This window comes from Variovorax cryoconiti (genome assembly GCF_051216395.1).
In the GTDB taxonomy this organism is placed as follows: domain Bacteria; phylum Pseudomonadota; class Gammaproteobacteria; order Burkholderiales; family Burkholderiaceae_C; genus Variovorax.
This window is the reverse complement of the sequence record NZ_JBPJZI010000013.1, coordinates 21930-48248: the sequence shown is the minus strand read 5'-3', so window position 1 is coordinate 48248 and position 26319 is coordinate 21930. Positions and strand designations below refer to the sequence as shown.

Genomic DNA, 26319 nt, shown 5'->3' with positions numbered 1-26319 from the left:
AGCCGTCGAGCTATTGAACAAAACCCATGCCGCGCGATTCGCGGACCTCGGGCTTGATGCGGTGCTCGGCCTCGAGCTGGTCGAGGAACTCCGCCGCCGAGAACTCGGTCGCGAGGATGTCGGTCTGCCGCTTCACCGCCGCGAAGTCGCCCGGGCACAGCTGCGGCAGGCGCTGCAGCCGCTGGCGCAGGTCGGACGTCATGAGCACCACGTCACCCGCCAGCGCTTCGGTCACGAACATGCGCTCGCGCTGCGCATCCGTCAACGGCATGAATTTGATCTTGAAGGTGAAGCGCCGCAACGCCGCCTGGTCGAGCCGGTCGAGCAGGTTGGTGGTGCACACGAAGATGCCACCGAAACGCTCCATGCCCTGCAGCATCTCGTTGACCTCGGTGACCTCGTAGGTGCGCTGCGCGCCGCGCCGGTCCTGCAGGAAGGAGTCGGCCTCGTCGAGCAGCAGCACCGCCTTCTCGGCCTCGGCTTCCTTGAACATGGCGGCCATGTTCTGCTCGGTCTCGCCGACGTACTTGCTCATCAGGTCGCTGGCCTGCTTGACGATCAGCGGCCGGCCGATGGCCTTGGCGATGTGCTCGGCCAGCGCGGTCTTGCCGGTGCCCGGCGCGCCGTAGAAGCACAGCGTGCCGTGGCCGCGCACGCGCAGGGCCTCGACGATGCGGGGCACCTCGAAGCGCGTTTCGACGTTGAGCATGTCGAGGTCGTAAGTGGTGACGGCACGGCGCGCGCCATGCTGGCGATCGATGGTGCCGAGCGCCAGGTCGGCGTTCTTCAGCTGCCGCTCGATGAGCCCTTCGACCGAGGCGTCGTCGGTCTTCGCCAGTTGCGCGAAGCGCACCGCGGTGCGAATCTGCGCCGGCGTCAGCCCCTTGCGACCGGCCAGCTTGGCGGTGAAGGCGTCGGACACGGTCACGCCTTCGAGCGTCTTGCGCACCAGTTGCTCGCGCGCGCCCGGCGGCGGCGACTTGAGCTCGAGGTGGTAGGCGAAGCGGCGACGGAAGGCCGGGTCGATCTGCTCGATGCGGTTCGTGACCCACAGCGTGGGCACCGCGTTCGACTCCAGGATCTGGTTGACCCAGGCCTTGCCGCTCACGCTGCCGCTGGCGGGCGACGGCATCTGCTCGGCGCGCGACATGAACTGGGCCGCCTCGGTGCTGATGGGCGGGAACACGTCCTCGACCTCGTCGAACAGCAGCGCGGCCTGCGCGCTGCCCTTGAGGAAGACCTGCGCGATCTGCAGCGAGCGGTAGCGGTCGCGGCCCGAGAGCGAGTTGCCGTCGCGGTCGGCGTACTCGACCTCGAACAATTCGAGGCCGGCAGCCTGCGCCACCACCTTGGCCAGCTCGGTCTTGCCGGTGCCGGGCGGGCCGTAGAGCAGCACGTTGACGCCGGGCTCCTTGCGCTGCACGGCGGCGCGCAGCAGCGTGATCAGCATCTGCGTGTCGTCCGCGGCGAAGGAGAAGTCGTCGACGTTCAGCGCACTCTTCGCCGACGGCCGGGTGAACACCGCCATCAGCTCGTTGTGGTCGCGGTACTCGCGCATCAGCACCGGCGGCAGCTTCTCGCTGACCTTCATCAGGTCGGCCAGGTCGGTGATGTTGTGTTCGGAGATGAGGTTCTCGACCAGGCCGATGCGCTCGAGCCGCGAGCCGGCGCGCAGCGCCTCGCCCACGTCGCTGGCGCTGACGCCGGCCACCTCGGCGATGGCGGCATAGGCCTCGGGCGCGTTGTTGACCTTGAACTCGACCAGCAGCGAGCGCAGGTCGCGCTGGTAGCGCGCCAGCGTGCCGTAGAGCAGCAGCGCGCGCTCGGCCTTGTTGAGCTGCAGCAGGCCGGCGAGCGCGTCGATGTTCTTCTCGACCAGCGTCGACTGCTTGCGCAGCGCATGCGTCAGCCAGTCGCGCGTGACCGAGAGCACCGACAGCAGGTCCTTCGGCTGGTCCTTCACGTACTCGTCGAGGTAGAAGAAGAGCGTGCCTTCTTCATACGGGCCACGCCAGACGCCGTGGCGCTCGAGCAGCGTGCGGCCGTCGAAATGCTCGACGCCTTTCCAGACTTCGTTCCCGACGCAGCGGCGGCCGAGGAACTCGCGCAGGCGCTGCAGCACCGGCATGGGCCAGACGAGATGGCGGCCGGTCAACGACAGCAGGCCGTTCAGGTCGCGCCGCACATTGAAGCGCGGGCCTTGCTTGGCGGCGAGCGTGAGCACGAAGTGCGAGCACATGAGCTCGAGCACGGGCGCTTCCTTGAGTCCGGGCGACGGCAGTGCCTGCCCGCGCAAGGGAGCAACCACCGCATCGACGCCGACACGCTTGACCATTCGACAACCTCTGGCTAAGGGAAATCTCAGCGCGACCATAACGCAGAGTTTTGTGTTGGGGAAGACAGCGCATCGGTAAATCTCCCGATGTTGCAAATCCCTCCACAATGCAAGGCATGATCGGAATCCAGGACATCGAGCGCGCCGCGGTGCGCCTGCAGGGCCAGCTGCTGGCGACGCCCTGCGTGGAGTCGCGCACGCTCTCGGACATCGTCGGCGCTCAGGTTTTCCTCAAGTTCGAGAACCTGCAGTTCACCGCCTCGTTCAAGGAGCGCGGCGCGTGCAACAAGCTGGTCGACCTCAGCGAAAGCGGCGTCCGGGGGGTGGTGGCCATGTCCGCCGGCAACCACGCCCAGGGCGTGGCGTACCACGCGCAACGGCTGGGCATGAAGGCGACCATCGTGATGCCGCGCTTCACGCCGGGCGTGAAGATCGAGCGCACCCGCAGCTTCGGCGCCGAGGTGGTGCTGCACGGCGACACCCTGGACGCCGCCCGCGCCCACGCCTTCGAGCTGGCCGAGCGCGACGGCCTGGCCTTCGTGCACCCCTACGACGACGAAGCCATCATGGCCGGCCAGGGCACGGTCGCGCTGGAGATGCTCGATGCGGTGCCTGATCTCGACATGCTGGTCGTGTCGGTCGGCGGCGGCGGGTTGATCGCCGGCATGGCGATCGCGGCGCGCGCGCGCAAGCCGGGCATCGAGATCATCGGCGTGCAGACCACGCGCTTTCCGGCCATGGTGAATGCCGTGCACGGCACGCACCACGTGCAGGGCACCAGCACCATCGCGGAAGGCATCGCGGTCGGCACGCCCGGCGTGCTGACGCGGGAAGTCATCGAAAAGCACGTCGACGACCTGCTGCTGGTCGACGAAGGCGACATCGAGCAGGCCGTGCTGATGCTGCTGGAAATCGAAAAGACGCTGGTCGAGGGCGCCGGCGCGGCCGGGCTGGCGGCGCTGATCCGGCATCCGGCGCGCTTCCAGGGCAAGAAGGTCGGGCTGGTGCTGTCGGGCGGCAACATCGACCCGCTGCTGCTGGCGGCCATCATCGAGCGCGGCATGGTGCGGGCCGGCCGGCTCGCGCGCTTGCGCGTGAGTGCGCGCGACGTGCCGGGCATGCTGGCCCGCATCACCACCACGGTCGCCGAAGCGGGCGCCAACATCGATGAAGTGCACCACCAGCGGGCCTTCACCATGCTGGCGGCGCAGAACGTGGAGATTGAACTGGTGCTGCAGACGCGCGGGCGCGAGCATCTGGCCGCCGTGCTGGCTGCCCTGCGGCAGGCGGGCTTCGAGGCGGAAGAGCAGCAGTCGCATTGACCCCTGCCCCGGGAAGGCCCTTGGACGGCGACCGGGTCGGTTGGCTAAAATGAAGGCAATCCCCGGTTTGAATACAAAGGAACTACTCATGTCCACCCCCACGCCTGTTGAGCCCGGCCACGACGCCCTGATCGAGAAAGACGCCGTCGAGTCGGTCGTTCACCTGATGCCGATCGTGCTGCCGCTGGTGGGTGCTGTGCTGATGCTGCTCCTAGCCTCCATCGCCATCTACATGGCTTGAGGGCATGAACTGACCTGCTGCGCAGCCCGATCTCGCATCTGCGGTCCTCGCCGTACCTGAGTACGGCTGCGGTCATCGACGCAAGCTCGGGCCGCTCGCGACGGTCATTTCACGCCCTCACCTGCGCCCGAAGCCCGGTCGCGCCTCGCTTCCATCGACGCGGCCCACGAGCCGCACAGAGCGAAAACGTTTTTTCAAGCGGCCCTCACGCCGGCACCGAGCCCCGCTCGAAAAGACGATTTTTCAACTCCTGGAGACTTTCGATGAACGCACCCGTGATGAAGGGCCTGCCGATTCAGGCACCGAGCTACGTCAAGAACGCCAAGCTGATCGCCTGGGTGGCCGAGATGGCCGCCCTGTGCAAGCCCGACAGCGTCTACTGGTGCGACGGCAGCACCGAAGAGTACGACCGCCTCTGCCAGCAACTGGTCGACGCCGGCACCTTCAAGAAGCTGAATCCGGCCAAGCGGCCCGACTCCTTCCTCGCCAATTCCGACCCGGTCGACGTGGCGCGGGTCGAAGACCGCACCTACATCTGCTCGGCCCGAAAGGAAGACGCCGGCCCGACCAACAACTGGATGGCACCGGCCGAGATGCGTGCGACCTTGCAGCCTCTTTTCGACGGTTGCATGAAGGGCCGCACGATGTACGTCGTGCCCTTCTCGATGGGTCCGCTGGGCTCGCCGATCGCGCACATCGGCATCGAACTGTCCGACAGCGCGTACGTCGCGGTGAACATGAAGATCATGACGCGCATGGGCCAAGCCGTGTACGACGTGCTGGGCACCGACGGCGAGTTCGTGCCCTGCGTGCACACCGTGGGCGCGCCGCTGGAAGCCGGCCAGAAGGATGTGTCCTGGCCCTGCAACACCACCAAGTACATCGTCCACTACCCGGAAACCCGCGAAATCTGGAGCTACGGTTCGGGCTACGGCGGCAACGCGCTCTTGGGCAAGAAGTGCTTCGCGCTGCGCATCGCCTCGACCATGGGCCGCGACGAAGGCTGGCTGGCCGAGCACATGCTGATCCTGGGCGTGACCAACCCCGAAGGCAAGAAGTATCACGTGGCGGCCGCCTTCCCGAGCGCCTGCGGCAAGACCAATTTCTCGATGCTGGTCCCGCCGGCCGGCTTCGAGGGCTGGAAGGTCACGACCATCGGCGACGACATCGCCTGGATCAAGCCGCAGGCCGACGGCTCGCTGCGCGCCATCAACCCGGAAGCGGGCTACTTCGGCGTCGCGCCCGGCACCAACTACACGACCAACCCGAACTGCATGCGCAGCCTGGACAAGGACGTGATTTTCACCAACGTCGCGCTGACCGATGACGGCGACGTGTGGTGGGAAGGCATGGAGCAGGACGCAGAAGGCAAGGCACTGCCCGCGCACCTCATCGACTGGCAGGGCAAGGACTGGACGCCGGACAGCGCCAAGGCTGACGGCGTGGGCGGCAAGCTCAAGCCCGCCGCGCACCCCAACGCCCGCTTCACCGTGGCCGCGACCAACAACCCGGCGCTCGACGACGCCTGGGACGACCCGAAGGGCGTGAAGATCGATGCCTTCATCTTCGGCGGCCGCCGCTCGACCACCGTGCCGCTGGTGACCGAAGCGCGCAACTGGACCGAAGGCGTCTACATGGCGGCCACGATGGGTTCGGAAACCACCGCCGCCGCCACCGGCCAAGCCGGCGTGGTGCGCCGCGACCCCTTCGCCATGCTGCCCTTCATGGGCTACAACATGAGCGACTACTTCCAGCACTGGCTCGACCTGGGCAAGAAGCTGGAGGCCTCGGGCGCCGCGTTGCCGAAGATCTACACGACCAACTGGTTCCGCAAGGGCGCGGACGGCAAGTTCGTCTGGCCGGGCTACGGCGAGAACATGCGCGTGCTCAAGTGGATGATCGACCGCATCGAGGGCCAGGGCGGCGACGGCGTCGCGCACGTCACCGGCGTGAGCCCGCGCTACGAGGACCTCAACTGGACCGGGCTGGACTTCAGCGCCGCCCAGTTCGACACGGTGACCAGCATCGACAAGGCGGCCTGGCAGGCCGAACTGAAACTGCACACCGAGCTGTTCGAGCAGCTGGCGCACCACCTGCCCAAGGAGCTGCCGGAAACCAAGGCCGCGATCGAGCAACGGCTCGCTGCCTGAACACGCAAAGGGCGCTTCGCGCGCCCATGAAAAAAGCCGCCCGAGGGCGGCTTTTTCTTTGCGCTCGGCGCAGGGCTCAGTAGTACTTGCCGAGGTTCACGCGACGCATGGCTTCGTACAGCGTCGGCACCTTCACGTCGGCCGAACGCTGGGCCATCATGGCGCGGGCCAGCTGGGCCGGCACGGCGGCCGGGGCGCCGGCTGCGGCTTCGTGACGGGTCACGGCAGCCTGGATGTCGTTCATGATGCGCTGGTCGTACTTGGCGTAGGCCAGGAAGCGTGCATCGGCTTGCGCAGCGTGGCGGCGGGCGGCGTAGGCGGTCCAGCCGGCGGTGGCGCGGACGGCCAGGGTGCGGGCCGTGTCGGCGAAGAAGGCCAGGGCGACGAACGCCACGCCCCACATCACCAGCCAGGCGGCGAGCAGGCCGCCTTCGTTCAGGTTCGACACCAGCTTGTCGGCAACGACGAGCATGGCCGAGACGACGGCGGCGAGGAGCAGGGCCGCGAGGCCGCGCGAACCGTTAAAGTTGCCCGAGGTGCGGAGATGGTCAAAAACGGCTTCGGCGCGGGCGACGCCCGGATGAGCCGCGGGTTGTTCGACGTGGACAAAGCTGGTCATGAGAATTCCCTCCAAGGGGTGAATGGCCGAAGCCGATGGAACGAATATTAGGGGTTACCCTAGTGTTGCGCCACTTTATCTTTCTGATGTTTATCATTCACCAGGATGATGAACGTCAACTTTCGCACGCTGGACCTCAACCTGCTGCGCGTTTTCGACGAGGTCATGGCCGAGCGCAACCTGACCCGCGCCGCCCGCAACCTGTCGTTGACCCAGCCTGCCGTGAGCAATGCGCTGCGGCGGCTGCGCGAGGTGCTGGGCGACGAGCTGGTGCGCCGTTCCGGCGCCGGCGTGGAGCCGACGCCCCGTGCGCTGGCCCTGTGGCCGACCGTGCGCGACGCCCTTCAGCAGCTCCAGCACACCCTGGCGCCCAGCGAATTCGACGCCGCCGTGGCCGACACCACCTTCGTGCTGGCGATGGCCGACGCCACCGCGGCCGAGCTGATCCCCGGGCTCGTCCAGATCATGCAGGCCGAAGCGCCGGCGATCTCGGTGCGGGTCGTGCCGCTGACCACGCGCGACCCGCGCCAGCTGCTCGAGAACGAGGAAGCGGACATGGCCATCGGCTACTTCCCCGCCGTGATCGCCGGCCTGACCGCGCGTGGCCAGTCGGGCGTGGCGGTGCCCTTCGAGGCGCAGCGGCTCTATGTGGGGCAGTACGTGTGCGTGATGCGGCGCGGCCATCCGCTGGCGGACCGGCCGCTGACGCTCGACGACTACTGCGCGGCACGCCACCTGCTGGTGAGCTTCTCGGGGCGGCCCTACGGCTTCATCGACCAGACGCTGGCCGCCCTCGGGCGGGAGCGCCGCATCGCGGTCACGGTGAATCAGTTCTTCACGGCCGGCCGCGTGGTGGCGAACTCGGACCTGCTCACGGTCCTGCCGCGGCACTTCGTGCGGGTGACCGGCATCGACGAGCAACTGGTGCTGCGCGATCTGCCGTTCGACCAGCCGCTGGTCCACGTGGACGCGGTCTGGCATCGGCGGGCGCAGCACGGACATGCGCACGAATGGCTGCGCGCGGCGCTGGTTCGTTCGGCAGCGGCCGCTTTCGCGCGCTCGCTGCTGGGGCAACCCGCCCCGGGGACGGCGATGCCGCCGTGATCGATCGGGTCGGCGGGCTTCAGCGCACCACGCGCAGCCAGGCGCTCGCTGCCACGCGCAGGTCTTGCGCGTCATGGGCGTCGTGGCCGGCGCGGAGGTCGGCGCTCTCCATCAGGAGCGATGCGGGGCTGGCGGGGGTTTCGTCGGCGGTGGTGCGGAAGAATCGGGCGATGTTGGCGAACAGACTGAACATGATGTTTGCGCGGCCTGATCCCGCGCTGGTGTTTGGACTAGACCGTAGATTAAGGGTTATCCCTAGTCTTTCCAGCCCGACTTCATGCGCCTTGCACATAACCGCATTCGCCTAGACTGAGCCCCAATGAAGCTTCAGCTGCTCTCCGACCTGCACCTGGAGTCGCACCCCCGCCTGCGCATCGCGCCCGCGCCGGGCGCCGATCTGCTGGTGCTGGCCGGCGACCTCGGCTCCTACCAGACCGGCTCCCGACTGGAAGACACGGATTTCGGCCTCGGCCGCTTCTCCCCGCGCCACGGCTGGCCGGCGCCGGTGTTCTACGTGCCCGGCAACCACGAGTACGACGCGACCGATTTCGACGTCACCCACGCGCGGTTGCGCACGCTCTGCGACGAACTCGGCATCGTCTGGCTGGAGCGCGAAACCGTGGTGCACGGCGGCGTGCGCTTCATCGGCACCACGCTGTGGGCCGATTTCGACGCGCTGGTCGCGCCGACCGACGACCTGGGCGAGCGGCTCAAGAAGCGCGGCAAGGCCATGCGCGCCGCCGACTTCTACCTGCAGAAAGCAGCCACCACGCGCGGTGGACACCCTTTCATGGCAGCGCAGATGCGAGAGCATGCACTCACTTGTGAGGCCTGGCTGACCGAAGCGCTGGCCCAGCCCTTCGACGGCACGACCGTCGTCGTCACCCACTTCGCGCCGACGCTGGCCAGTGCCGACCCGCGCTACGGCCTGCGACCCGGCACCGCCGGGTTCTGCAACAGCCTCGACCACCTGCTGCCGCAGGCCGACCTGTGGCTGCACGGCCACCTGCACTGCGCCTTCGACTACGTGAAGGACGGCTGCCGCGTGATCGCCAATCCGCTGGGCTACGCGGCCAAGGGCGAGCAGGACGGCTTCCGCCCCGACCTGCTGATCGAGGTCGCCTGATGCTCAACGGCCTGTGGCTCGGCTTCTTCCTCGTCGCAGCGGTCGCGGGGCTGGCCCGCTGGCTGATCGGCGGCGACCCCACGGTCTTCGCGGCCATGGTCGAAAGCCTGTTCGCCATGGCCAGGCTGGCGGTCGAGGTGATGGTGCTGCTCTTTGGCACGCTGACCCTGTGGCTCGGCCTTCTGCGCATCGCCGAAGCGGCCGGTCTGGTCGCGTGGCTGGCGCGGTTGCTCGGCCCGCTGTTCCGCCGGCTGATGCCCGAGGTGCCGGCGGGCCACCCGGCGCTCGGCCTCATCACCATGAACTTCGCCGCCAACGCGCTGGGGCTGGACAACGCCGCCACCCCCATCGGCCTGAAGGCGATGCGCGAGCTGCAGACGCTCAATCCGCACCCGAGCGCCGCGAGCAACGCGCAGATCCTGTTCCTGGTGCTCAATGCGTCGTCGCTCACGCTGCTGCCGGTGACCATCTTCATGTACCGCGCGCAGCAGGGCGCGGCCGACCCGACGCTCGTCTTCCTGCCGATCCTGCTGGCGACCAGCGCGTCGACGCTGGTCGGCCTGCTGTCGGTGGCGCTGGTGCAGCGTCTGAAGCTGTGGGACCCGGTCGTGCTCGCCTACCTGTTGCCCGGCGCGCTGCTGCTGGGCGGCTTCATGGCGCTGCTGGCGACGCTCTCTTCCGCGGCGCTGGCCGCCCTGTCGTCGCTGCTGGGCAACCTCGTGCTCTTCGGGCTGGTGATCGCCTTCCTGGTGATCGGCGCGCTGCGCCGCGTGCCGGTGTACGAGCGCTTCATCGAGGGCGCCAAGGAAGGTTTCGATGTCGCGAAGAACCTGCTGCCCTACCTGGTCGCGATGCTCTGTGCCATCGGCGTGCTGCGTGCATCGGGCGCGCTGGACATCGCGCTCGACGGCATTCGCTGGGCCGTGGTGCAGACCGGCTGGGACACCCGCTTCGTCGACGCCCTGCCGACGGCGCTGGTCAAGCCCTTCTCCGGCAGCGCCGCGCGCGCGATGCTGATCGAGACCATGAAGAGCCAGGGCGTCGACAGCTTTCCGGCGCTGGCCGCGGCCACCATCCAGGGCAGCACCGAGACCACCTTCTATGTGCTGGCCGTGTACTTCGGCACGGTCGGCATTCAGCGCGCGCGGCATGCGGTGGCCTGCGCGTTGGCGGCCGAGTTCGCGGGCGTGGTCGCGGCCATCGCGGTCTGCTACTGGTTCTTCGGATAGCCCGCGCGACAGAGCGGGCGCGGCGCATCGGCCAGAATAGGTCTTCCCTCTCCTTCCGCCCTTCCCCCGTGACCGTTCCCGTCCAGGCGCAGCCGCCCTCTTTCTCGGCCGACGAGTTCCGCCAGGCGCTCGGCATGTTCGCCACCGGCGTGACCATCGTCACCGCGCGCGCGGCCGACGGCTCGCTGGTCGGACTCACGGCCAACTCGTTCAACTCGGTGTCGCTGAGCCCGCCACTGGTGCTGTGGAGCCTGGCGCTGAGCGCGGGTTCGATGCCGACGTTGAGCGCGGGCTCGCACTACGCCATCAACATCCTCGCGGCCAACCAGAAGGCGCTGGCCGAGCGCTTCGCGAAGAAGCGCGACGACCGCTGGCAGGACGTCGCCTTCACCGAAGGCATCGGCGGCGCCCCGGTGCTCGCCGGCGCCGCGGCCAGCTTCGAGTGCTTCAACCGCAGCCGCTACGACGAAGGCGACCATGTGATCTTCGTGGGCGAGGTGGAGCGCTGCTCGCACACGCCGGGCGCCTCGCCGTTGCTGTTCCACGGCGGGCGCTTCTACACGGAGCACCCGCTCTAGCTTTTGCCGTAGGTCGCCGCGAAGCGCTGCTGCAGGTAGTCGTGCGTCGTGATCGGCGCGTAGCGCGGCGATTCGCCGGCGGGCACGCACGACGGAATCGCGCTGACCAGCGCATCGGGGTTCGGGTCGACGAACAGCGCGATCGAATAGCGCTCCGCCGCGGGCTCGAGCACGCGGTGCGGCGTCGACACGTAGAGGTCGTTGGTCCAGCGCATCAGGCAGTCGCCGATGTTGCAGATGAAGGCGCCGTGCAGCGCCGGCGCATCGAGCCACACGCCGTCGCGCCGTTGCACCTGCAGGCCGGCCACGCCGTCGGTCGCGAGCAGGGTGACGTTGCCGTAGTCGGTGTGCGTGCCGGCGCCGATCTGGCCTTCGGGCACCGCCTGCGCGGGCACGGGGTAGTGCAGCAGGCGCAGCGTGGCGAGCGGGCGATCGATCTTGTCGGCGAAGAAGTCCTCGGGCAGGTCGAGGTCCAGCGCGAAAGCCTGGTGCAGCCGCGCGCCGACCGCGAGCACGCCATCGAAGTAGCGCTGCACCGTGTCGCGAAAGCCGGGCAGGTCGGGCCACACGTTGTCGGGCCGGGTCGCGCCGTCGGTCCAGATCAGGTTGAAGGCTTCCTTGTGGTCCGCCGCCGTGGTCTCGTCGAGCGCCTCGACGCCGAGGCCGACGTAGCCGCGGTTGCTGCCGAGTCGGTCGATCGACATGGCGCGCTTGACCTCGGCCGGCTGCGCGAAAAGCCGTGCGCTCTCGGCAAAGGTGGCGTCGATCAGCGACACCGGCACGCCGTGGCCGGTGATCACGAAGAAGCCGACCTCGCGGCAGGCCTGGCCGATCTGCGCGGCGATCGCACGGCGCGCGGCCGGGTCGTCGGACGAAAGGGCGGCGATGTCGATGCGCGGAATGTCGTTCATGGGCTGCATTCTCCGGCGCGTGACACCGTTCGTGCTGCACGCCGGGCAGCGGCTTACTCGACCTTGATCCCCGCCGCCGCGACGATGCGCGCCAGGTCGCGCCGCTCGTCGGCCAGGTAGGTCGCGAACTGCGCGGGCGTCATGTTCATCGGCTTGAAGCCAGCGTCGGCAAGGCGCCGCACGGTGTCGGGATCGGCCAGCACCGCCGTCATCTCGCGGGCGATGCGCTCGACGATCGCCGGGTCGGTCTTGGCCGGCACCAGCAGGCCTTGCCACGATTCGACGTCGAGCGTCTTGAACTCGGCCGTCTCCGACAGGCTCGGCACGTCGGGCAGCGTGGCCCAGCGCTGGCGCGAGGTCACGCCGTAGCCGCGGACCTTGCCGTCGCGGATGAAGGCCTGCACCAGCGCGACCGGGAGCACTGCCAGGTCGATCTGCCCGCCGGCCAGTTCGGTCAGCACCTGCGGCCCCGACTTGTAGGGCACGTGCACCATGTCCAGCCCGGCCTGCTGCTTGATCATCTCGGCCGTCACGTGCAGGCCGGTGCCGACGCCGTCGGTGCCGAAGTTGAGCTTGCCCGGCTGGCTGCGGATGAGCTTGACCAGGTCGGCCGCGGTGCGCGCCGGCAGGTCGGGCCGGCCCACCAGCACGAAGGGCGACGCCGCCACCGGGACGACCGGCGTGAGCTCCTTCAGCGCGTCGTACTTGTAGACGTTCGGCGACACCAGCGGCGCCACGCTGACCGGGCTGGCGACGCCGAAGAGCATCGTGGTGCCGTCGGCCTTCGCGCGAATCACCCGCTGCGTCGCGATGGTGCCGGACGCGCCGACGGTGTTCTCGATCACGATGGTCTGCTTGAGCCGCTCGGCCAGCTTGGGCATGAGGAGGCGCGCAGCCACGTCGACGCTGCCGCCCGCGGAGAACGGCACGACGGCCGTGATGGGCTCGGCGGGCCAGGCGGCCGGCTGCGCGAAGGCGGCGAGGGGCGTGGCCAGCAGGAACGCGAGCGCGGCGAAGTGACGGCGCGTGGAGGTCATGGAAAGCGCGGGTGTGGACATGGGGGTGCTCGGTGACTGTTCGTGAATCGGATCGAAGGGCCGCGCTTCAGGCACGCAACCACGGCAGCTGCGCCGCCTGGTAGCGCCAGGTCTGGAACACGCTGTTCAGCCGGCCGGGGCCGGTCTTGCGGGCCGCCGCATCGGGGTATTCGGCGAACCACGGCAGGATGTATTCCCACACCACCTCGCCTTCGGGGTTCACTTCGAACAGACGGCCGGTGGCCGACTCGGTGATGTGCGTGTTGCCGTTCCACAGGCGCTGTGCATTGCCCATGAAGGCCGTGTAGAAGGCGTTGACCATCTCGTCGGCGTACGACCAGACGACCGCCTGGGTCTTCGGGTCGATCTCGACGACGCGCGAGAACGCGACGTGCGCGCCGGTGCGGAAGTTGCCGTTGTCGAAGGCCAGGATGTGGCCATTGGCCAGCGCCATCGGCGCATGCTGGTGCGACACCACGCTCGGCGGGATGTGCAGTTTCACGTCGCCGGTCGCCTTGTCGACGCCGATGATGCCGGCTGTCGTGCGCAGGCTCATCAGCACGCGGCCTTCGGCGTCGACGTCGAGGCCGTTGACCAGCGGCCAGTGGTAGCGGCCGAAGCCGGGATGGATCGGAAAGTCCTCCGGCTTCAGGTGCTCCCACGACGTCCATTCCCAGACCAGCTCGCCCGCACGGTTCACTTCGCGGATCACGTCGCCAACCATCTGTTCATCGGGGCCGTGCGCCGTGCCGCCCGGCACGCGGTCGGCGAAGCCGGCCGGCACCGGCGCGCAGGCGGCGTAGAGCAGGTGGCCGTTGGCCAGCCACTTCGCGTCGTGGTGGTGGGTCGGGTCTTCGTGGTGCCAGACGACCTCGCCCTCGGGCGTGACCTCGGAGAAATCGCCGCCGTGCCACATCGACCAGGCCGGGTAAAGGTCGGGCGAATTCGCGTGGTTGCCGTTGTAGCCCAGGTTGCCGTTCGGCAGGATCACCGCGTGGCGGCCGGCGCGCAGCGGCATCTTCCAGTGGTGCACCACCTCGCCGTCCATGCCGACGAGGTAGACGTGGCCGTCGGCCGTCTGCGGCGCGATCAGCGTGTAGCCCCCGGCCGAAGCCGCCGGGTCGTGCGCGATGAGTCCGACGCCGCGGCGGCGCTGGGTGATTTGGTCGACGGTGGTGGTCAATTCGAGCTCCTGGTGGGTCGGGCCGCATGATTGCGGCCTGTCGCTGGAGCGGAATCTAGGCGCTTGTTCGCGTCTGGAAAACCTGATTGTTTTGAACGACGCGTTCGCAAATTCCGTACAGTCCGCGGATGGCCGCCATTTCCCAATCCTTTCGCTGTTTCGACGAGGTCGCGCGGCGCGGTTCCATCCGCAAGGCGGCCGAGTCGCTGCACCTCACCGCCGCCGCCGTGCACCAGCAGATCCTCAACCTCGAAGAGCAGGTCGGCACCCCGCTGTTCGACCGGCTGCCGCGCGGCATGCAGCTGACCAGCGCGGGGGAGATCATGGTGGCGGCGGTGCGCCGCAGCCAGCGCGACTTCGACAGCGCCCTGTCGCACGTCGAAGACCTGCGCGCGCTGCGGCGCGGCCACATCAGCCTGGCGGTGTCGCACTCGTCGGCCGAGCAGCTGGTGCCCGACGTCATCGAGATCGCGATGCAACGCTACCCTGGCGTGACCTACAGCGTGCGCTCGGGCAGCGGCGAGAACATCCTCAAGTGGGTGGCTGCCGGCGAGGCCGACATCGGCTTCTGCCTGCGCCGCAAGCCCCCGCCGGGCGTGGAAGAAGTGCGTGGTTTTGCGCAGCAGCTCGGCCTCATCACGCCGCCCGGCCACGCGCTCACGCAGCTGGGTCGCGCGCCAAGGCTGCGCGACTGCCTGGACCACCCGCTGATCCTCATGACGCCCGACACCGAGTTGCGCGCCATGGTCGACCAGATCGACCACCGCGAACACCGCAAGGCGCGGCCGCTGGTCGAGACCAGCTCGGTGGCGATGGTGCGGCGCCTGGTGCGCAGCGGCGTGGGCATCGGCTTCCTGATCCCCGAGAACGTCGTCGAGGACGTGGCCGCGGGCACGCTGACATGGCAAGGCCTGGCCGACATCGGCGCCTGGTCGCACGACTGCCTGTACCAGCGCAGCGGCCAGACCACGACAGTCGCGATGGGCATGTTCCTGGAATTCCTGGAGGCACAGCTCACGGCCATCGCCAAGCGCTTTAATAACCAATCATCTAATAGTGTCGCCAATGACAATCTAACTACGGAACCGGGTGAGGCTCCCCGGCCTAGGGCAAGAGGCCACATGTTGACCTCAAAACAAAAGGATCAGTAGCCGCCTCTAATTCTAGGTTGCGCGGCCGCCAAAAATAGAAGCGGCCAGATATGCATCGAATTACGTACGGAGGCGATTGCTACTGAGCGAAATTAATCGATGGATCGTATGATTTTATATCGTAATCACCCAAGCCGCGACGAAGATCCTTTAGCGGACTGTATTTCCGATCAAACTCCAATGTCACCGATGAATTATCAGCCGACAGGGGAACCGGAACAAGCTTGAAATTAGACTTCGGATCCGCAACGCCGATAGCAGCTGCGCCGGCGGGCACCGCCACAGGCTGCCAACTTCCGGATGAAGAAGTGGAGATTTCCTTTGCAATTATTTCCCCACTTGAGTTCGCAAACCACAATTCACACCCTTTGCAATCCGAAGACGCTTTAAAATTAATCGTCTGCCCCTTTTTTTGTGGGGGAGCCTTAATAACCTGCGTTACGGCTTGCGCATGAGCCGAGGGCACAAGCTCTGCAACAACTTTAGGAAGCCCTTTTGTTTGGGCAGTAGCAACCAAGGCCGGCAATCCTATACCTAAAAAGAATGCCTTTTTTGCACTAGTTTCCGCAAAGAAAAAAGCCACCAATGCCCCGAGAAAAAAGAATATCAATACACCAAAAAAATAAAACACTCCAGGCACATCCGGATTTAAAGCAATAAATCCCTGCGCAAGATGAATCAAGCTTGGCGCAACTCCGCCTGTGCCCGCTGCAAATGCAATCGTAAGATTTGACATACTCATCCTTCGTTGCCCGCCGCCACATTAGCAGCCAGCTGCGCCACAATGGTCCAACAAGAGGCGGTTAGCATCATCAAATCTGGTTACCAAAATAGCTCAGGACCTACCAGTTCAAATGACGATTGCACATGTACGGCCCAAGCCCAATGCTATTCAACCGGTCATTTCCTTCATCACCAATAGATCCACAGACCGAGAGAACCCACCAGAGCCGATGACCGACCGCAAGACCCACCTCGACCCCCGCGCCACCGCCATCCTCGTCACGTGCTGCGCCTTCTGGGGCCTGCAGCAGATCCTGATCAAGACGACGGTCGTCGAGGTGCCGCCGATGTGGCAGGCCACCATCCGCATGACCGGCGCGGTGGTGCTGCTGATGCTGTGGTGCCTGGCGCGCGGCGTGAAGCTGTTCGAGCGCGACGGCACGCTCGCGAGCGGGCTGCTGGTCGGCGTGCTTTTCGCGGCGGAGTTCCTCTGCATCTACACCGGGCTGCAGTACACAAGCGCGTCGCGGCTCACCGTTTTTCTCTATTGCGCACCCTTCACCGTGGCACTGCTGCTGCCGCGCTTCGTGCCCTCCGAAAAGCTGCGCGGCGTGCAGTGGCTCGGCCTCGCGCTGGCCTTCGCGGGCGTGGTCTTCGCCTTCAGCGAAAGCTTCACGCACCCGGCCGGCTCGACGCAGCTGCGCGGTGATGCCCTCGCGCTGCTGGCCGGCCTGCTGTGGGGCCTGACCACGTTGGCGCTGCGCACCACGAAAATGGCGACGGCCACCGCCGAGAAGGCGCTCTTCTATCAAATCGCCGTCACCGCCGCGGCCTCGCCCCTGATGTCGCTGCTGCTCGGCGAGCAGCGCGGCTGGTCGTACTCGGGCTACGCCTGGTTCTCCATCGCGCTGCAGACCGTCATCGGCGCCTTCGCCACCTACCTGGCGTGGATGTGGCTGGTGCGGCACTACCCGGCCACGCGCATCTCGTCGTTCACCTTCCTCACACCGCTGTTCGCGCTGGTCTTCGGCGTGGTGTTGCTCAAGGAGCCGCTCACGCTGCAGCTCGTGCTCGCGCTGCTCGGAGTGGGCGTGGGTATCCTGCTGGTGAACCGGAAGGCGTCGAAGACCTGACATCCAGCGCAGTGCCGATGTCTGCAAATGCAAGAAAATTTCTTCAATTTGCACGGCTTCCCTAAAATGGCGCCATGGTCCCTCGTGACATCGCACCCCTTGCCGCCGAACTGGCACGCCGATACCCGGTCCTGACACTCACCGGGCCGCGCCAGAGCGGCAAGACCACGCTGTGCCGCAGCCTCTTCCCCGACAAGCCTTACGTCACGCTGGAAGACCCCGACACGCGGCGCTTCGCCGAAGAAGATCCGCGCGGCTTCCTCAAGGGCATCGAAGGCGGCGCCATCGTCGACGAGATCCAGCGCGCGCCGCAGCTGCCCTCCTACCTTCAGGCGATGGTCGACGCCGACCCGACACCAGGCCGCTTCATCCTGACGGGCAGCCAGCAGTTCGAACTCATGTCCCAGGTGAGCCAGTCGCTGGCCGGCCGCACCGCGGTGCTGCGCCTGCTGCCGTTCTCCCTGGCCGAGGTGGCGCGGCTGCATCCGGTGCCGCCGTTGGCGCAAACGCTGCTCACGGGCTTCTACCCGCGCATCCATGACCGCGGCCTCGACCCGTCGCAGGCGCTCGGCGACTACTTCACGACCTATGTGGAGCGCGACCTGCGCCAGCTCGCCGCGGTGCACGACCTGCAGCGCTTCGAACGCTTCGTGCGCCTGTGCGCCGGGCGCGTGGGCCAGCTCGTGAACCTCACGAGCCTGGGCAACGACGCCGGCGTCTCGCACGCCACCGCGCGCGCCTGGCTCGACCTGCTCCAGACCAGCTACATCGTGCACGTGCTGCCGCCCTGGTTCACCAACACCTCGAAGCGACTCGTGAAGAGCCCCAAGCTGTACTTCCACGACGTCGGGCTGGCCTGCTGGCTGCTCGGCTTGCGCAGCGCCGACCAGGTGGCGCGCGACCCGCTGCTCGGCAGCCTGTTCGAGAACCTGGTGATCATGGAAGCCCTGAAGACCCGCTTCAACCAGGGCGAATCGGCCGAGATGTATTTCTTTCGCGATGCGACCGGCAACGAGATCGACCTGCTGATTCCCTCTGGCCGGAAGTTCCGTGCCGTGGAGATCAAGGCCGGCGCAACGGTCAATGCCGATTACTTTCGTGGCCTCCGCGGCTTCGCGGCGGCCTTCCCCGATGCGCTGGAAGGCGGCAGCGTGGTCTACGGTGGCGACACCGACCAGGCCCGCAGCGACTGGCCGGTGATCGGCTGGCAACGCCTTCAGCATCCCCCCGCATGACCTTCACCGCCATCCCCCCGGCCCACCTCGCGACCTGGGCCATCGCCGCACTCGCTACCGCCGCCGTCATCCTTCGGCCCGGCCGCTGGCCGGAGGCGGTGTGGGCGGTGGCCGGCGCACTGCTGCTGGTCGCGGCGCAGCTGCTGCCGTGGCGCGAGGCGCTGCACGCGGTCGGCAAGGGCCTCGACGTGTACCTCTTCCTCGCCGGGATGATGCTGATCTCGGAGCTCGCGCGGCGCGAGGGGCTGTTCGACTTTCTCGCGGCACGCGCGGTGCAGCACGCGCGCGGCTCGGCGCCACGGCTCTTCTTCGGCGTGTACGCCATCGGCGTGGTGGTGACGGTCTTCATGTCGAACGACGCCACCGCCGTGGTGCTCACGCCGGCCGTCTACGCGGCGGCGAAGAAGGCCGGCGCCAGGCCCCTGCCCTACCTGCTGGCCTGCGCCTTCATCGCCAACGCCGCGAGCTTCGTGCTGCCGATCTCGAACCCGGCCAACCTCGTGATCTTCGGCGCGCACCTGCCGCCGCTGGGCACGTGGATCGCACAGTTCGCGCTGGCTTCGGTGGCGTCGATCGTCGTCACCTACGCGGTGCTGCGCTGGCTGCAGCGCGACGCGCTGGCCGCGCCGATCGCACGCGACATCGAACAGCCCGTGCTGTCCACCGGCGGCCGTTGGGCGGGCGGGGGCATCGCGATCGTCGCGGTGGTGCTGGTCGTCACGTCGGCGCTCGACGGCCCGCTCGGCGCGATGACGCTCGGCGCCAGTGCGCTGGCCTGCATCGGCGTGCTGCTGCGCGAACGCAGCGCGCCGTGGCCGCTCCTGCGCGGCGTGTCGTGGAGCGTGCTGGCGCTGGTCGCCGGCCTCTTCGTGCTGGTCGAAGGGCTGGTGCATTCGGGCCTGATCCCCTTGCTGAGCCACGCGCTGCGCGATGCTGCCAGCGCCGCGCCGGCTGGCACCGCCCTCGGCAGCGGCGCGCTCGTCGCCCTGCTGTGCAACCTGATGAACAACCTGCCAGCCGGTCTGATCGCCGGTTCGGTGCTGGCGAGTGCCGATGCCTCGCCGCTGATCCGCAGCGCGGTGGCGATCGGCATCGACCTGGGGCCGAACCTGTCGCTCACCGGCTCGCTCGCCACGCTGCTGTGGCTGGTCGCGATCCGGCGCGAAGGCGAGAACGTGACGGCCTGGCAGTTCCTGCGCGTCGGCGCGGTGGCGATGCCGCTCGCACTGGCCGGCGCGCTCGGCGCGCTGGTCCTGCAGCATCGGCTCTGGGGCTGATCCGCTAGCGATCACCCAACAGATCGCGCAGCGCATGGCCCCACAGCGCATGCGCCGGCCCGGACGCCTGGTGCCCGAAGGCCGTGTCCATTTCCACGTAGCGCAAGGCCTGCGGTCGGCTTGCTGCAGCCAGGGCCGCACGCACCGCCGGATCGGGTGGGAAGAGCTGATCGCTGTTGGCGACCACGTACAGCACGTCGGCACGCAGGCCTTCGAGCCGCGGCCTGACATCGAACCCCAGCGCGGCCTTGAGCAGCACGATCAGCGAGTGCGGATCGAACTCGGCCGCCCACGCAGCCGCCATCCGGTCCATGCGCTGATCGCGTTCGCGCGGAGTCATCCCTTGCGCCGCCAGGACCGCATCCATCCCATATGCCTGCAGCGTGGCCCGCCGCAGACGCTTCATCGTCTGCGGCATACCGCCGCCCGCATGGAATCGCCCGGCGTTCCACATGGGGTCGGCCTGCATCTCGGCTTGCAGCGACGGCAGATTCATGAGCGGGTTCGGGGGCAGGTAGGGCGCCGACACGACGACACCGATCGCATCGACCCATCCGGGATGGTCCAGTGCCCACTGCAAGGCCTGGAAGCCACCGAGGGACGGACCGACGACCGCGCGCAGGTGGCGCACGCCGAGTCGCTCGAGCAGTTCGCGCTGGACGTTGACGATGTCTGCAAAGCACACATCGGGAAAGTCCGGCCCGTAGGGCGCGCCGGTGCACGGATCGATGCTGGCCGGGCCGGTCGTGCCGTAGCACGAACCGAGCACGTTCGAGCACACGATGAAGTAGCGGTCCGTGTCCAGCGGCTTGCCAGGGCCGATCAACGGTGCCCACGAGCCTTCCGCCACGCCGTCGCCGTGCGCGAGCATCTGATGGCTCGCGGTGTAGCCATGGGTGACGAGGATCGCATTGCGGCCGTCGGCAGCCAGCTGGCCATAGCTGGCGTAAGCCACGGATACCGCCGGCAGGCAGACGCCGGAGGCCAGCCCGAATTCACCGATCGAAAGGGTCTGGGTGTCACTCAATCTGGATTCCTGCATCCTTGATCGTGCGAAGCCACCGGGTGGTTTCCGCCCGCACGAACTTGTCGAAGTCGGCCTGGGAGGTGGTGGCAAAGGGGATCCATCCCTCGGCACTCAGCCGGTCCTGCACATCCTTGGACTGAACGGCCTTGAGGGTGGCGTCGTGCAGCCGTTCGACGATGGCCGACGGCGTGCCTTTCGGCGCATCCAGGCCGGCCCACGACGTCACCACGAGCTCGGCGAAGCCGGCCTCGACGAAGGTCGGCACGGCCGGAAACACCGGATTGCGCTGGCGACTCGTCACGGCCATGGCCTTGAGCTTGCCACCCTGGATGTGCGGGATGGCCGTGTCCTGGTTGATCGCCATCAGCGGCACGACACCCGCGAGCACATCCTGCAAGGCGGGTGCGGTGCCCTTGTAGGCGACGTGATTCATCCGGATGCCGGCCAGGCGCTGGAAGATCTCCATCGTGAGGTGCCCCGAGGTGCCGTTGCCGCCGCTGCCGAAGTCGATGCCCGATGGTTTCTTTTTGGCCAGCGCCACCAGCTGCGCCACGGTGCTGGCCTCGAAGTCGGGTTTGGCGACCAGGATGTTCGGCCCCTGGGTCATGGGCGCGATGTGAACGAAATCGCTCACATAGTCGTAGGGCAGCTTCGGGTACAGGCCGGGGTTGATCGTGTTGAACACGCCGGTGAACAGCAGCGTGTAGCCGTCGGCCGGTGCCTTGGCGACCACCGCGGTGCCGAGCGAGCCCCCGGCCCCACCGCGGTTGTCGACCACGAAGGGCTGGCCGAAAGCCTTTCCAAGCTCGACGGCCAACAGGCGCGCCAGCCGGTCCGTGGCGCCGCCGGGCGGGGTCGGAACGATCAACCGCACCGGTTTGGAAGGCCACGGCTCTCCCTGTGCCCAGACGGCGGCCGGAAGCATGGCGGTGCCCAGCATTGCCGCAAAAGCACGCCGGTTGAGAGAGAGGTGCATGGCTGTCTCCGAGTTCTTGTTGGATACGAGCCAAGAATGGTATCGGTACCATTTGGGGCGTCAATCCGCGAATCCTCATGGTTATCCCTGGGGAGGGCCCCCGATCAGCTGGTGCCGCGCTGCGCGATCGAAAAGCCGACGTCGACTGATTTCACAGCCTCCGCGCGCCCTTCGATCAGCGCCATCAACATGCCGGCCGCCGTTCGGCCGATCGCTTCGCCGTCGACATGCACGGTGCTCAGCGACGGCTCGAGGTCGCTCCCGAACGGAAGATCGCCGCACCCCATCACGGCCATGCGTGCCGGCACCGCGAGCCCTCGCACCCTCGCCTCCGCCAGAACGCCCAAGGCGACGAGGTCGGAGCTGCAGAAGACCGCATCAACCTCGGGCGTGCCCGCGAGCACGGAGGCCAATCCGGTACGCCCATCCATCAAGGTCGCCGGCGCCTTCACCGCATGGGTGACCGGCGGATGCAGCCCCAGGCGGGCCGCTTCGTCGCAGAAGGCCTCGCTGCGCAACCGCGAGCGCGTGTCGTCGCCGCCGAACAGCGCCAGGCGCCGATAGCCCCGTCCGTGGAAGTAACGCACGACTTCCCGGGCCATGGCCGCATGCGAAAAGCCGACGAGCATGTCGAGCGGTGTGGGCGTCAGGTCCCAGGTTTCCACGATGGGGACACCGCTGGCGCGCAACCGCTCGGACCACGCCGCATCCTCGAGCACACCGGTCAGCACGATGCCGCCTGGCCGTCGACCCAGGATGGTCTCCAACAGCGCATCGCGCCGTGCGTTGTCGTAGCCGGTCTGTCCGAGCAACAGCTGGTAGCCGTTGGCCTCCAGGGCATCGCCGAGGGCCTGCAACATCGGATGCAGGGTCAGCGTGGAGATCGTCGGCACCACGGCGGCAATGAGACGGCTCTGGCCGGACGACAGCGCGCCCGCGGTCAGGTTGGGCACGTAGCCGCTCGCTTTGATGGCGTCCCGGATGCGAAGCCGCACCTGCGCGGAGACCTGGTCGGGCTTGTTCAGCGCACGCGAAACGGTCATGGGCGCAACGCCGGCCATCCGGGCCACATCGCGGATCGTCACCTGGCCCGTGCCGCGGCGGCGCGGTGGCGCCGGCAGTGGCGACGAGGGTGGGGCAAGCGGCTCGGGGTTCGACATGCAAAGATTCTAGGAACCCATCTCGGCGTTCAGCGGTTCTCCAGCCGATTGAAGTCCAGCACCCCGGCGCTCAAGGGCTGATCGCGCGCGTAGCGCTCGTGCACCGCGTCGCTCACGGCCCAGAAGCTCGGGCTGGTGCGTCGCACGCCCCAGCGCTCGACGAAGGCGGTGTAGTCCGCATCTGAACGCAGCCCGCGGATGGCCTCGGTCATTGCCGGCAGCTGCGCGGTCGTCGCACGGAAGAAGGCGTTCGGGTAGCTGCCCACCAGGCCGGGCGTCACGGTCACCGTGTCTTCGTCGGGCCGCAGTTCCCGGCGTTCGCCGAGCAGGTGCGACACGCTGCCGTGCGCCGTGTTGCGCAGCAGGTTGAAGGTGGCCGGCGCCGCACCCGGCGTGTCCACGACGAGCACCGACGACTCCGGCAGCCACTGCAACGCCGCACCGCGCAGCGCGGCGAGTTCGCGCAAGGCCGGCGGCGCGTCCCGGTTCAGCGCAAGCCCGCCGCCGAGCACCGGTGCGAGCCGCGCCTTCATCTGGTCGAGCAGCTCCTGCTTGACGTCCGCCGTCCGGAAGCGGATGCCGCTCTCGACATCGAGCGTGGTGGCCGCGCCGCCGTAGACCTGCTCGCGCGTGCCGAGGCTGTCGCCGCGGTACCAGCGGTCGCGCACTGCCGTGCGCTGCGCCTGCGGCAGCAGCGCGATGAAATTGAACTCGCCTTCCATGCGGAGGAAGTCCATGTAGAGCCGCGAGTTGAGCTGGTGCCCCAGGTTGCCGTACACGTCGAAGTTCGCGACCAGCAGGTAGTGGATGCGTTCGAGCAGCGGGTAGCCGATGACCCAGGCCGTCTCGGGCGTGTCGCCGACGAAGCCCTTCACCACGCTCGCGCTGTCGTAGTGGCGGAACACGGTGAGCGCGGCGTTGGCGTTGCGGCCCTCGCCATCCCACAGCAGGCGCAGGTCGAGATTCTCCGGGCCGCGCAGCTCGCCGGCATAGAAGTCGGTGCGGGCCTTCAGGTAGGCGTTCTCCAGGCGCGCGTAGTGCAGCCACGGGATCAGCACGTCGGTGTTGCTGCTGCCGGTGGGCAGGCGCAGCAGGTTGGCGTCGCGCGACAGCAGATCGGCCATCGCCGCGTCGTAGCGCTCGGTCGGCGCCAGGAAGCTGACCCAGAAGCGGTCGCGGATCACGTCGACCGCCATCTGACCGCGGCAGACCGGGCCCTTGACGAAGCCCATGATGGTGAACTCCGCCTCGTCGAGCATGAAGCGATAGCGCGCGCCGACCGGCAGCGCCGCGAAGGTCGCGAAGGGGTTGGCCGCGGTGGCTGCGCTGTAGCCCGGCAACTGGTCGACGCGGTAGGGCGCATCGAGAAACAGCGAACGCCAGCGCGCCATGCGGTCGGCGCCGAGCGCGTAGGGAAGGTGCGTCTTCGCGACGATGGTTTCGCGCTCGGGCACCAGCCGGTAGTACACGCGCGCCACGCCGGGGTCGTCGACCGGCCGGCGACTGCGCACCAGCTGCACGGGCTGCCCCGGCGGCGTGGCCGAGCGCACCAGCTTGAAGTACTGGCGATCGGCGTCGTCGTCGAAGTACAGATGCGCGAGGAAGAGATGCTCGTAGGCGTAGCGGCTGAACAGCTGCTGCTTCAACGCCTCGCCGTTGAAGAACAGCTCCCACTGCGCCACGCGCTGCAGCGCGAGCGGTGTCGGCGCCCGCGCGGCGCTGGCGGGCGCGCCGAGTTCGAGCCAGTGTGTGAGCGATCGGTACTCGTCGGCGGCCAGGCCCGGCAAGCCGAAGGGCATGCCGCCGAGCGGCGTGGTGCGTTCGTAGGCATCGATCTGCGTACCGACAGGGCAGCTGGCTTCACGGTCGCCCGAGAAGTCCAGGCTGGCGTCGGCCGCCACGCCGGAAGGCAAGGGGTGCTGCTGCTTGAGCGCCAGCAGGCGGTGCATCAGGCCGGCCGTCCGGTTGGCCTCGACGGTGGGCGCGTGCTCGTTGAGCACCGCGAAGAAGTCGCGCTCGCGCCATTCGGAGGCCTTGTCGGCGTCGACGCCGAGCCGGCTCGGCGTGGCCGCCAGCAGGCGGGTGGCGTCGTACACGGGCGTCTTGCTGGCGCCGCGCGCCAGACCTTCCCAGCTGGTCGCCTTGAGCTGGCAGGGCGCGTCGTTGCAGGCATGGCAGACGACACAGCGCCGGTCGAGGATCGGCTGGATCACGCCCTCGTAGGACGGTGCATCGAGCTGCGTGACCCGCACGTCGAAGCGTTCCGGGTCGGCCGCGCCGAAGCGCGACTCGAAGCCCGACCCGGTGACGACGGCAGCGCAGGCCGCCACGAGCATCAGCCCGATGAGTGCCGCGATACGGCGCATAACGAAATCCCTCGAACTGCAGACGTCCTGCGCCAGCGATTGTGCGGTGCCCTGCCCGCCACCGCACCACCCTTTCGGCCAGTGCCGGCCCTGCGGCCGAGCCGCGCATCGGGCTCCAGCGATGCGACATACTTCAAGCCGCCATTCTGGATGCCCGCATGACCCTCGCCCTCTTGCTCCTGCAGCTCACCGTGATCCTGGTGGTCGCCCGCGGCTGCGGCCTGCTCTTGCGCGCGTTCGGTCAGCCGATGGTCATCGGCGAGATGACGGCCGGCATCCTGCTCGGGCCGATCGTCTTCGGGGCGATCTTCCCGGCATGGCACGCGCAGCTGTTTCCGCCGGCCTCGCTGCAGGGCCTGTCGTCGCTGGCCTCGCTCGGCATCGTGCTCTTCATGTTCGTCGTGGGCGCCGAGCTTCGGTCGCCGAGCGGCATGGCGGCACAGGTCAAGTCGGCCGGCTGGGTCGGCGTGTGCAGCATGCTGCTGCCGATGGTGCTGGGCCTGGCGATCGCGCCGGTGCTGCACCCGACGCTGGCCCCGGCGGGCCTGGCCTTCTGGCCCTTCGCGCTGTTCCTCGGGGTGGCGCTGTCGATCACGGCCTTCCCGGTGCTCGCACGCATCCTGAAGGACCGCCACATGACGCGCACGCCGGTGGGCCAGCTGGCGCTCGGTGCCGCCGGCGTGGTCGACTCGCTGGCCTGGGTGCTGCTCGCGCTGGTGGTCGCCTTCGCGAGTTCGGGCGCGGGCCTGGGGGGCTTCGTGCGCATCAGCCTGGGACTGGTGGTGCTGATCGCTGTCATTTTCCTCGTCGTCAAGCCGCTCCTTGCCCGCATGCTGCGCGTGCATGCGCCGGGCGGCATGCCGTCGCCGATGGTGCTGGCGACGCTCATGATCGGCCTGTTCGCCTGCGCCATGGTCACCGAGTGGCTGCACCTGCATGCCGTCTTCGGCGCCTTCCTGTTCGGCCTGAGCCTGCCGCGCGACGACCGCCTGCTCCAGCACCTGGTCGAGCGGCTGGAGCCGCTGTCGATCATCGTGCTGATGCCGATCTTCTTCGCGCTGGCGGGGCTGGGCACCACCTCGGGGGCCTTCGCCGATGCGGGGCTCGGCGCCATGGCGCTGATTCTGTTGGTGGCCAGCGTCGGCAAGATCGCCGGTGGCGCCGCCGGTGCGCGGGTCTGCGGCTATGGCTGGCGCGACAGCCTGGCCACCGGTGCGCTGATGAACTCGCGCGGCCTCATGGAACTCATCGTCATCAAGGTCGGCCTGGACGCCGGCCTGATCGGCCCCGAGCTGTTCACGATGCTGCTCGTGATGGCGCTCGTGACGACGGCTTCGACCGGCCCGCTGCTCAGCCTCATCACCCGGCGCAGCCACGCGAGCGCCGATGGTGCACGGCAGGCCTGACCCCCCAACAAACCCAGAGAAAAGGAGAAC

The 26319-nt window shown here is 68.0% G+C and carries 23 protein-coding genes; 12 read left to right on the top strand and 11 right to left on the bottom strand.

The annotated features are described in order from the left end of the window. Positions 1-10: 10 nt before the first annotated feature. Positions 11-2335, bottom strand: a complete 2325-nt coding sequence (locus tag ACSFA2_RS23455) for an ATP-binding protein (RefSeq protein WP_435457734.1) — start codon at positions 2333-2335, stop codon at positions 11-13. Between the two features lie 116 nt (positions 2336-2451). Between ACSFA2_RS23455 and ACSFA2_RS23450 the strand changes: the two genes are divergently transcribed. The 3 genes from ACSFA2_RS23450 to ACSFA2_RS23440 all read left to right on the top strand — a co-directional run bounded on the left by ACSFA2_RS23450 (position 2452) and on the right by ACSFA2_RS23440 (position 6048). Beyond that, positions 2452-3657, top strand: a complete 1206-nt coding sequence (locus ACSFA2_RS23450) for a threonine ammonia-lyase (protein ID WP_435457733.1) — start codon at positions 2452-2454, stop codon at positions 3655-3657. 88 nt (positions 3658-3745) lie between these two features. Then, positions 3746-3898, top strand: coding sequence for a hypothetical protein (locus ACSFA2_RS23445; RefSeq protein ID WP_435457732.1), 153 nt, complete (start codon positions 3746-3748; stop codon positions 3896-3898). Positions 3899-4161: 263 nt separating this feature from the next. Further along, positions 4162-6048 (top strand): phosphoenolpyruvate carboxykinase (GTP), encoded by a 1887-nt coding sequence (locus tag ACSFA2_RS23440; protein WP_435457731.1) that lies wholly within the window; start codon positions 4162-4164, stop codon positions 6046-6048. A gap of 76 nt (positions 6049-6124) precedes the next feature. Here the strand turns inward: ACSFA2_RS23440 and ACSFA2_RS23435 are convergent, their stop codons facing one another. Continuing rightward, complete coding sequence (locus ACSFA2_RS23435) at positions 6125-6667, bottom strand: hypothetical protein (protein WP_435457730.1); 543 nt, start codon at positions 6665-6667, stop codon at positions 6125-6127. A 108-nt stretch (positions 6668-6775) separates the two neighbouring features. Between ACSFA2_RS23435 and ACSFA2_RS23430 the strand changes: the two genes are divergently transcribed. Continuing rightward, positions 6776-7771, top strand: a complete 996-nt coding sequence (locus ACSFA2_RS23430) for a LysR family transcriptional regulator (RefSeq protein ID WP_435457729.1) — start codon at positions 6776-6778, stop codon at positions 7769-7771. A 19-nt stretch (positions 7772-7790) separates the two neighbouring features. On the opposite strand, the gene ACSFA2_RS23425 is transcribed toward ACSFA2_RS23430, so the two are convergent. After that, a complete protein-coding gene (locus ACSFA2_RS23425) occupies positions 7791-7964 on the bottom strand; it encodes a hypothetical protein (RefSeq protein ID WP_435457728.1) in 174 nt (57 codons plus the stop codon). A gap of 126 nt (positions 7965-8090) precedes the next feature. Between ACSFA2_RS23425 and ACSFA2_RS23420 the strand changes: the two genes are divergently transcribed. The 3 genes from ACSFA2_RS23420 (at position 8091) to ACSFA2_RS23410 (ending at position 10704) form a co-directional block, all read left to right on the top strand. Then, positions 8091-8897, top strand: a complete 807-nt coding sequence (locus ACSFA2_RS23420) for a metallophosphoesterase (protein ID WP_435457727.1) — start codon at positions 8091-8093, stop codon at positions 8895-8897. Further along, positions 8897-10126 carry a nucleoside recognition domain-containing protein gene (locus ACSFA2_RS23415; RefSeq protein WP_435457726.1) on the top strand — a complete coding sequence of 410 codons (1230 nt, stop codon included), beginning with the start codon at positions 8897-8899 and terminating at the stop codon, positions 10124-10126. The genes ACSFA2_RS23420 and ACSFA2_RS23415 overlap by 1 nt, the downstream gene beginning before the upstream one ends. Before the next feature lie 134 nt (positions 10127-10260). Then, positions 10261-10704 carry a flavin reductase family protein gene (locus ACSFA2_RS23410; RefSeq protein ID WP_435457800.1) on the top strand — a complete coding sequence of 148 codons (444 nt, stop codon included), beginning with the start codon at positions 10261-10263 and terminating at the stop codon, positions 10702-10704. Here ACSFA2_RS23410 and ACSFA2_RS23405 read toward each other — a convergent pair. From ACSFA2_RS23405 to ACSFA2_RS23395, 3 genes are read right to left on the bottom strand one after another with little or no spacing between them, the layout of a single operon-like run. Further along, positions 10701-11615 carry an isopenicillin N synthase family dioxygenase gene (locus tag ACSFA2_RS23405; protein WP_435457725.1) on the bottom strand — a complete coding sequence of 305 codons (915 nt, stop codon included), beginning with the start codon at positions 11613-11615 and terminating at the stop codon, positions 10701-10703. The genes ACSFA2_RS23410 and ACSFA2_RS23405 overlap by 4 nt on opposite strands. A 53-nt stretch (positions 11616-11668) precedes the next feature. Next, positions 11669-12673: a Bug family tripartite tricarboxylate transporter substrate binding protein gene (locus ACSFA2_RS23400; RefSeq protein WP_435457724.1), complete on the bottom strand. Its 1005-nt coding sequence runs from the start codon at positions 12671-12673 to the stop codon at positions 11669-11671. Positions 12674-12719: 46 nt separating this feature from the next. Beyond that, a complete protein-coding gene (locus ACSFA2_RS23395; protein WP_435457723.1) occupies positions 12720-13835 on the bottom strand; it encodes an aryl-sulfate sulfotransferase in 1116 nt (371 codons plus the stop codon). A 128-nt stretch (positions 13836-13963) separates the two neighbouring features. Between ACSFA2_RS23395 and ACSFA2_RS23390 the strand changes: the two genes are divergently transcribed. Beyond that, on the top strand, positions 13964-14986 hold the full coding sequence (locus tag ACSFA2_RS23390; protein WP_435457722.1) for a LysR family transcriptional regulator: 1023 nt from the start codon (positions 13964-13966) through the stop codon (positions 14984-14986). A 79-nt stretch (positions 14987-15065) separates the two neighbouring features. Here the strand turns inward: ACSFA2_RS23390 and ACSFA2_RS23385 are convergent, their stop codons facing one another. Further along, positions 15066-15722 carry a hypothetical protein gene (locus ACSFA2_RS23385; protein WP_435457721.1) on the bottom strand — a complete coding sequence of 219 codons (657 nt, stop codon included), beginning with the start codon at positions 15720-15722 and terminating at the stop codon, positions 15066-15068. 217 nt (positions 15723-15939) lie between these two features. Between ACSFA2_RS23385 and ACSFA2_RS23380 the strand changes: the two genes are divergently transcribed. The 3 genes from ACSFA2_RS23380 to ACSFA2_RS23370 all read left to right on the top strand — a co-directional run bounded on the left by ACSFA2_RS23380 (position 15940) and on the right by ACSFA2_RS23370 (position 19354). Next, on the top strand, positions 15940-16842 hold the full coding sequence (locus ACSFA2_RS23380; RefSeq protein ID WP_435457720.1) for a DMT family transporter: 903 nt from the start codon (positions 15940-15942) through the stop codon (positions 16840-16842). 74 nt (positions 16843-16916) lie between these two features. Next, complete coding sequence (locus ACSFA2_RS23375; protein WP_435457719.1) at positions 16917-18077, top strand: ATP-binding protein; 1161 nt, start codon at positions 16917-16919, stop codon at positions 18075-18077. Further along, on the top strand, positions 18074-19354 hold the full coding sequence (locus tag ACSFA2_RS23370) for an arsenic transporter (protein WP_435457718.1): 1281 nt from the start codon (positions 18074-18076) through the stop codon (positions 19352-19354). Before ACSFA2_RS23375 ends, ACSFA2_RS23370 begins: the two co-directional genes overlap by 4 nt. A gap of 4 nt (positions 19355-19358) precedes the next feature. Here the strand turns inward: ACSFA2_RS23370 and ACSFA2_RS23365 are convergent, their stop codons facing one another. The 4 genes from ACSFA2_RS23365 to ACSFA2_RS23350 form a co-directional block, all read right to left on the bottom strand. Then, on the bottom strand, positions 19359-20381 hold the full coding sequence (locus ACSFA2_RS23365; RefSeq protein WP_435457717.1) for an alpha/beta fold hydrolase: 1023 nt from the start codon (positions 20379-20381) through the stop codon (positions 19359-19361). After that, positions 20374-21357 (bottom strand): Bug family tripartite tricarboxylate transporter substrate binding protein, encoded by a 984-nt coding sequence (locus tag ACSFA2_RS23360; protein ID WP_435457716.1) that lies wholly within the window; start codon positions 21355-21357, stop codon positions 20374-20376. Before ACSFA2_RS23360 ends, ACSFA2_RS23365 begins: the two co-directional genes overlap by 8 nt. Positions 21358-21461: 104 nt before the next feature. Next, positions 21462-22517, bottom strand: coding sequence for a LacI family DNA-binding transcriptional regulator (locus ACSFA2_RS23355; RefSeq protein ID WP_435457715.1), 1056 nt, complete (start codon positions 22515-22517; stop codon positions 21462-21464). A 29-nt stretch (positions 22518-22546) separates the two neighbouring features. Further along, positions 22547-24883: a fatty acid cis/trans isomerase gene (locus ACSFA2_RS23350; RefSeq protein WP_435457714.1), complete on the bottom strand. Its 2337-nt coding sequence runs from the start codon at positions 24881-24883 to the stop codon at positions 22547-22549. A 158-nt stretch (positions 24884-25041) separates the two neighbouring features. Between ACSFA2_RS23350 and ACSFA2_RS23345 the strand changes: the two genes are divergently transcribed. Further along, complete coding sequence (locus tag ACSFA2_RS23345) at positions 25042-26289, top strand: cation:proton antiporter domain-containing protein (RefSeq protein WP_435457713.1); 1248 nt, start codon at positions 25042-25044, stop codon at positions 26287-26289. Positions 26290-26319 lie beyond the last annotated feature (30 nt).

Coding starts and splice junctions, on each gene's coding strand:
- ACSFA2_RS23385 (WP_435457721.1), bottom strand. CDS start 15,722: ATGTCAAATCTTACGATTGCATTTGCAGCGGGCACAGGCGGAGTTGCG.
- ACSFA2_RS23390 (WP_435457722.1), top strand. CDS start 13,964: ATGGCCGCCATTTCCCAATCCTTTCGCTGTTTCGACGAGGTCGCGCGG.
- ACSFA2_RS23375 (WP_435457719.1), top strand. CDS start 16,917: ATGGTCCCTCGTGACATCGCACCCCTTGCCGCCGAACTGGCACGCCGA.
- ACSFA2_RS23445 (WP_435457732.1), top strand. CDS start 3,746: ATGTCCACCCCCACGCCTGTTGAGCCCGGCCACGACGCCCTGATCGAG.
- ACSFA2_RS23350 (WP_435457714.1), bottom strand. CDS start 24,883: ATGCGCCGTATCGCGGCACTCATCGGGCTGATGCTCGTGGCGGCCTGC.
- ACSFA2_RS23370 (WP_435457718.1), top strand. CDS start 18,074: ATGACCTTCACCGCCATCCCCCCGGCCCACCTCGCGACCTGGGCCATC.
- ACSFA2_RS23455 (WP_435457734.1), bottom strand. CDS start 2,335: ATGGTCAAGCGTGTCGGCGTCGATGCGGTGGTTGCTCCCTTGCGCGGG.
- ACSFA2_RS23345 (WP_435457713.1), top strand. CDS start 25,042: ATGACCCTCGCCCTCTTGCTCCTGCAGCTCACCGTGATCCTGGTGGTC.
- ACSFA2_RS23405 (WP_435457725.1), bottom strand. CDS start 11,615: ATGAACGACATTCCGCGCATCGACATCGCCGCCCTTTCGTCCGACGAC.
- ACSFA2_RS23420 (WP_435457727.1), top strand. CDS start 8,091: ATGAAGCTTCAGCTGCTCTCCGACCTGCACCTGGAGTCGCACCCCCGC.
- ACSFA2_RS23400 (WP_435457724.1), bottom strand. CDS start 12,673: ATGTCCACACCCGCGCTTTCCATGACCTCCACGCGCCGTCACTTCGCC.
- ACSFA2_RS23410 (WP_435457800.1), top strand. CDS start 10,261: ATGTTCGCCACCGGCGTGACCATCGTCACCGCGCGCGCGGCCGACGGC.
- ACSFA2_RS23425 (WP_435457728.1), bottom strand. CDS start 7,964: ATGTTCAGTCTGTTCGCCAACATCGCCCGATTCTTCCGCACCACCGCC.
- ACSFA2_RS23430 (WP_435457729.1), top strand. CDS start 6,776: ATGAACGTCAACTTTCGCACGCTGGACCTCAACCTGCTGCGCGTTTTC.
- ACSFA2_RS23355 (WP_435457715.1), bottom strand. CDS start 22,517: ATGTCGAACCCCGAGCCGCTTGCCCCACCCTCGTCGCCACTGCCGGCG.
- ACSFA2_RS23440 (WP_435457731.1), top strand. CDS start 4,162: ATGAACGCACCCGTGATGAAGGGCCTGCCGATTCAGGCACCGAGCTAC.
- ACSFA2_RS23450 (WP_435457733.1), top strand. CDS start 2,452: ATGATCGGAATCCAGGACATCGAGCGCGCCGCGGTGCGCCTGCAGGGC.
- ACSFA2_RS23380 (WP_435457720.1), top strand. CDS start 15,940: ATGACCGACCGCAAGACCCACCTCGACCCCCGCGCCACCGCCATCCTC.
- ACSFA2_RS23435 (WP_435457730.1), bottom strand. CDS start 6,667: ATGACCAGCTTTGTCCACGTCGAACAACCCGCGGCTCATCCGGGCGTC.
- ACSFA2_RS23360 (WP_435457716.1), bottom strand. CDS start 21,357: ATGCACCTCTCTCTCAACCGGCGTGCTTTTGCGGCAATGCTGGGCACC.
- ACSFA2_RS23415 (WP_435457726.1), top strand. CDS start 8,897: ATGCTCAACGGCCTGTGGCTCGGCTTCTTCCTCGTCGCAGCGGTCGCG.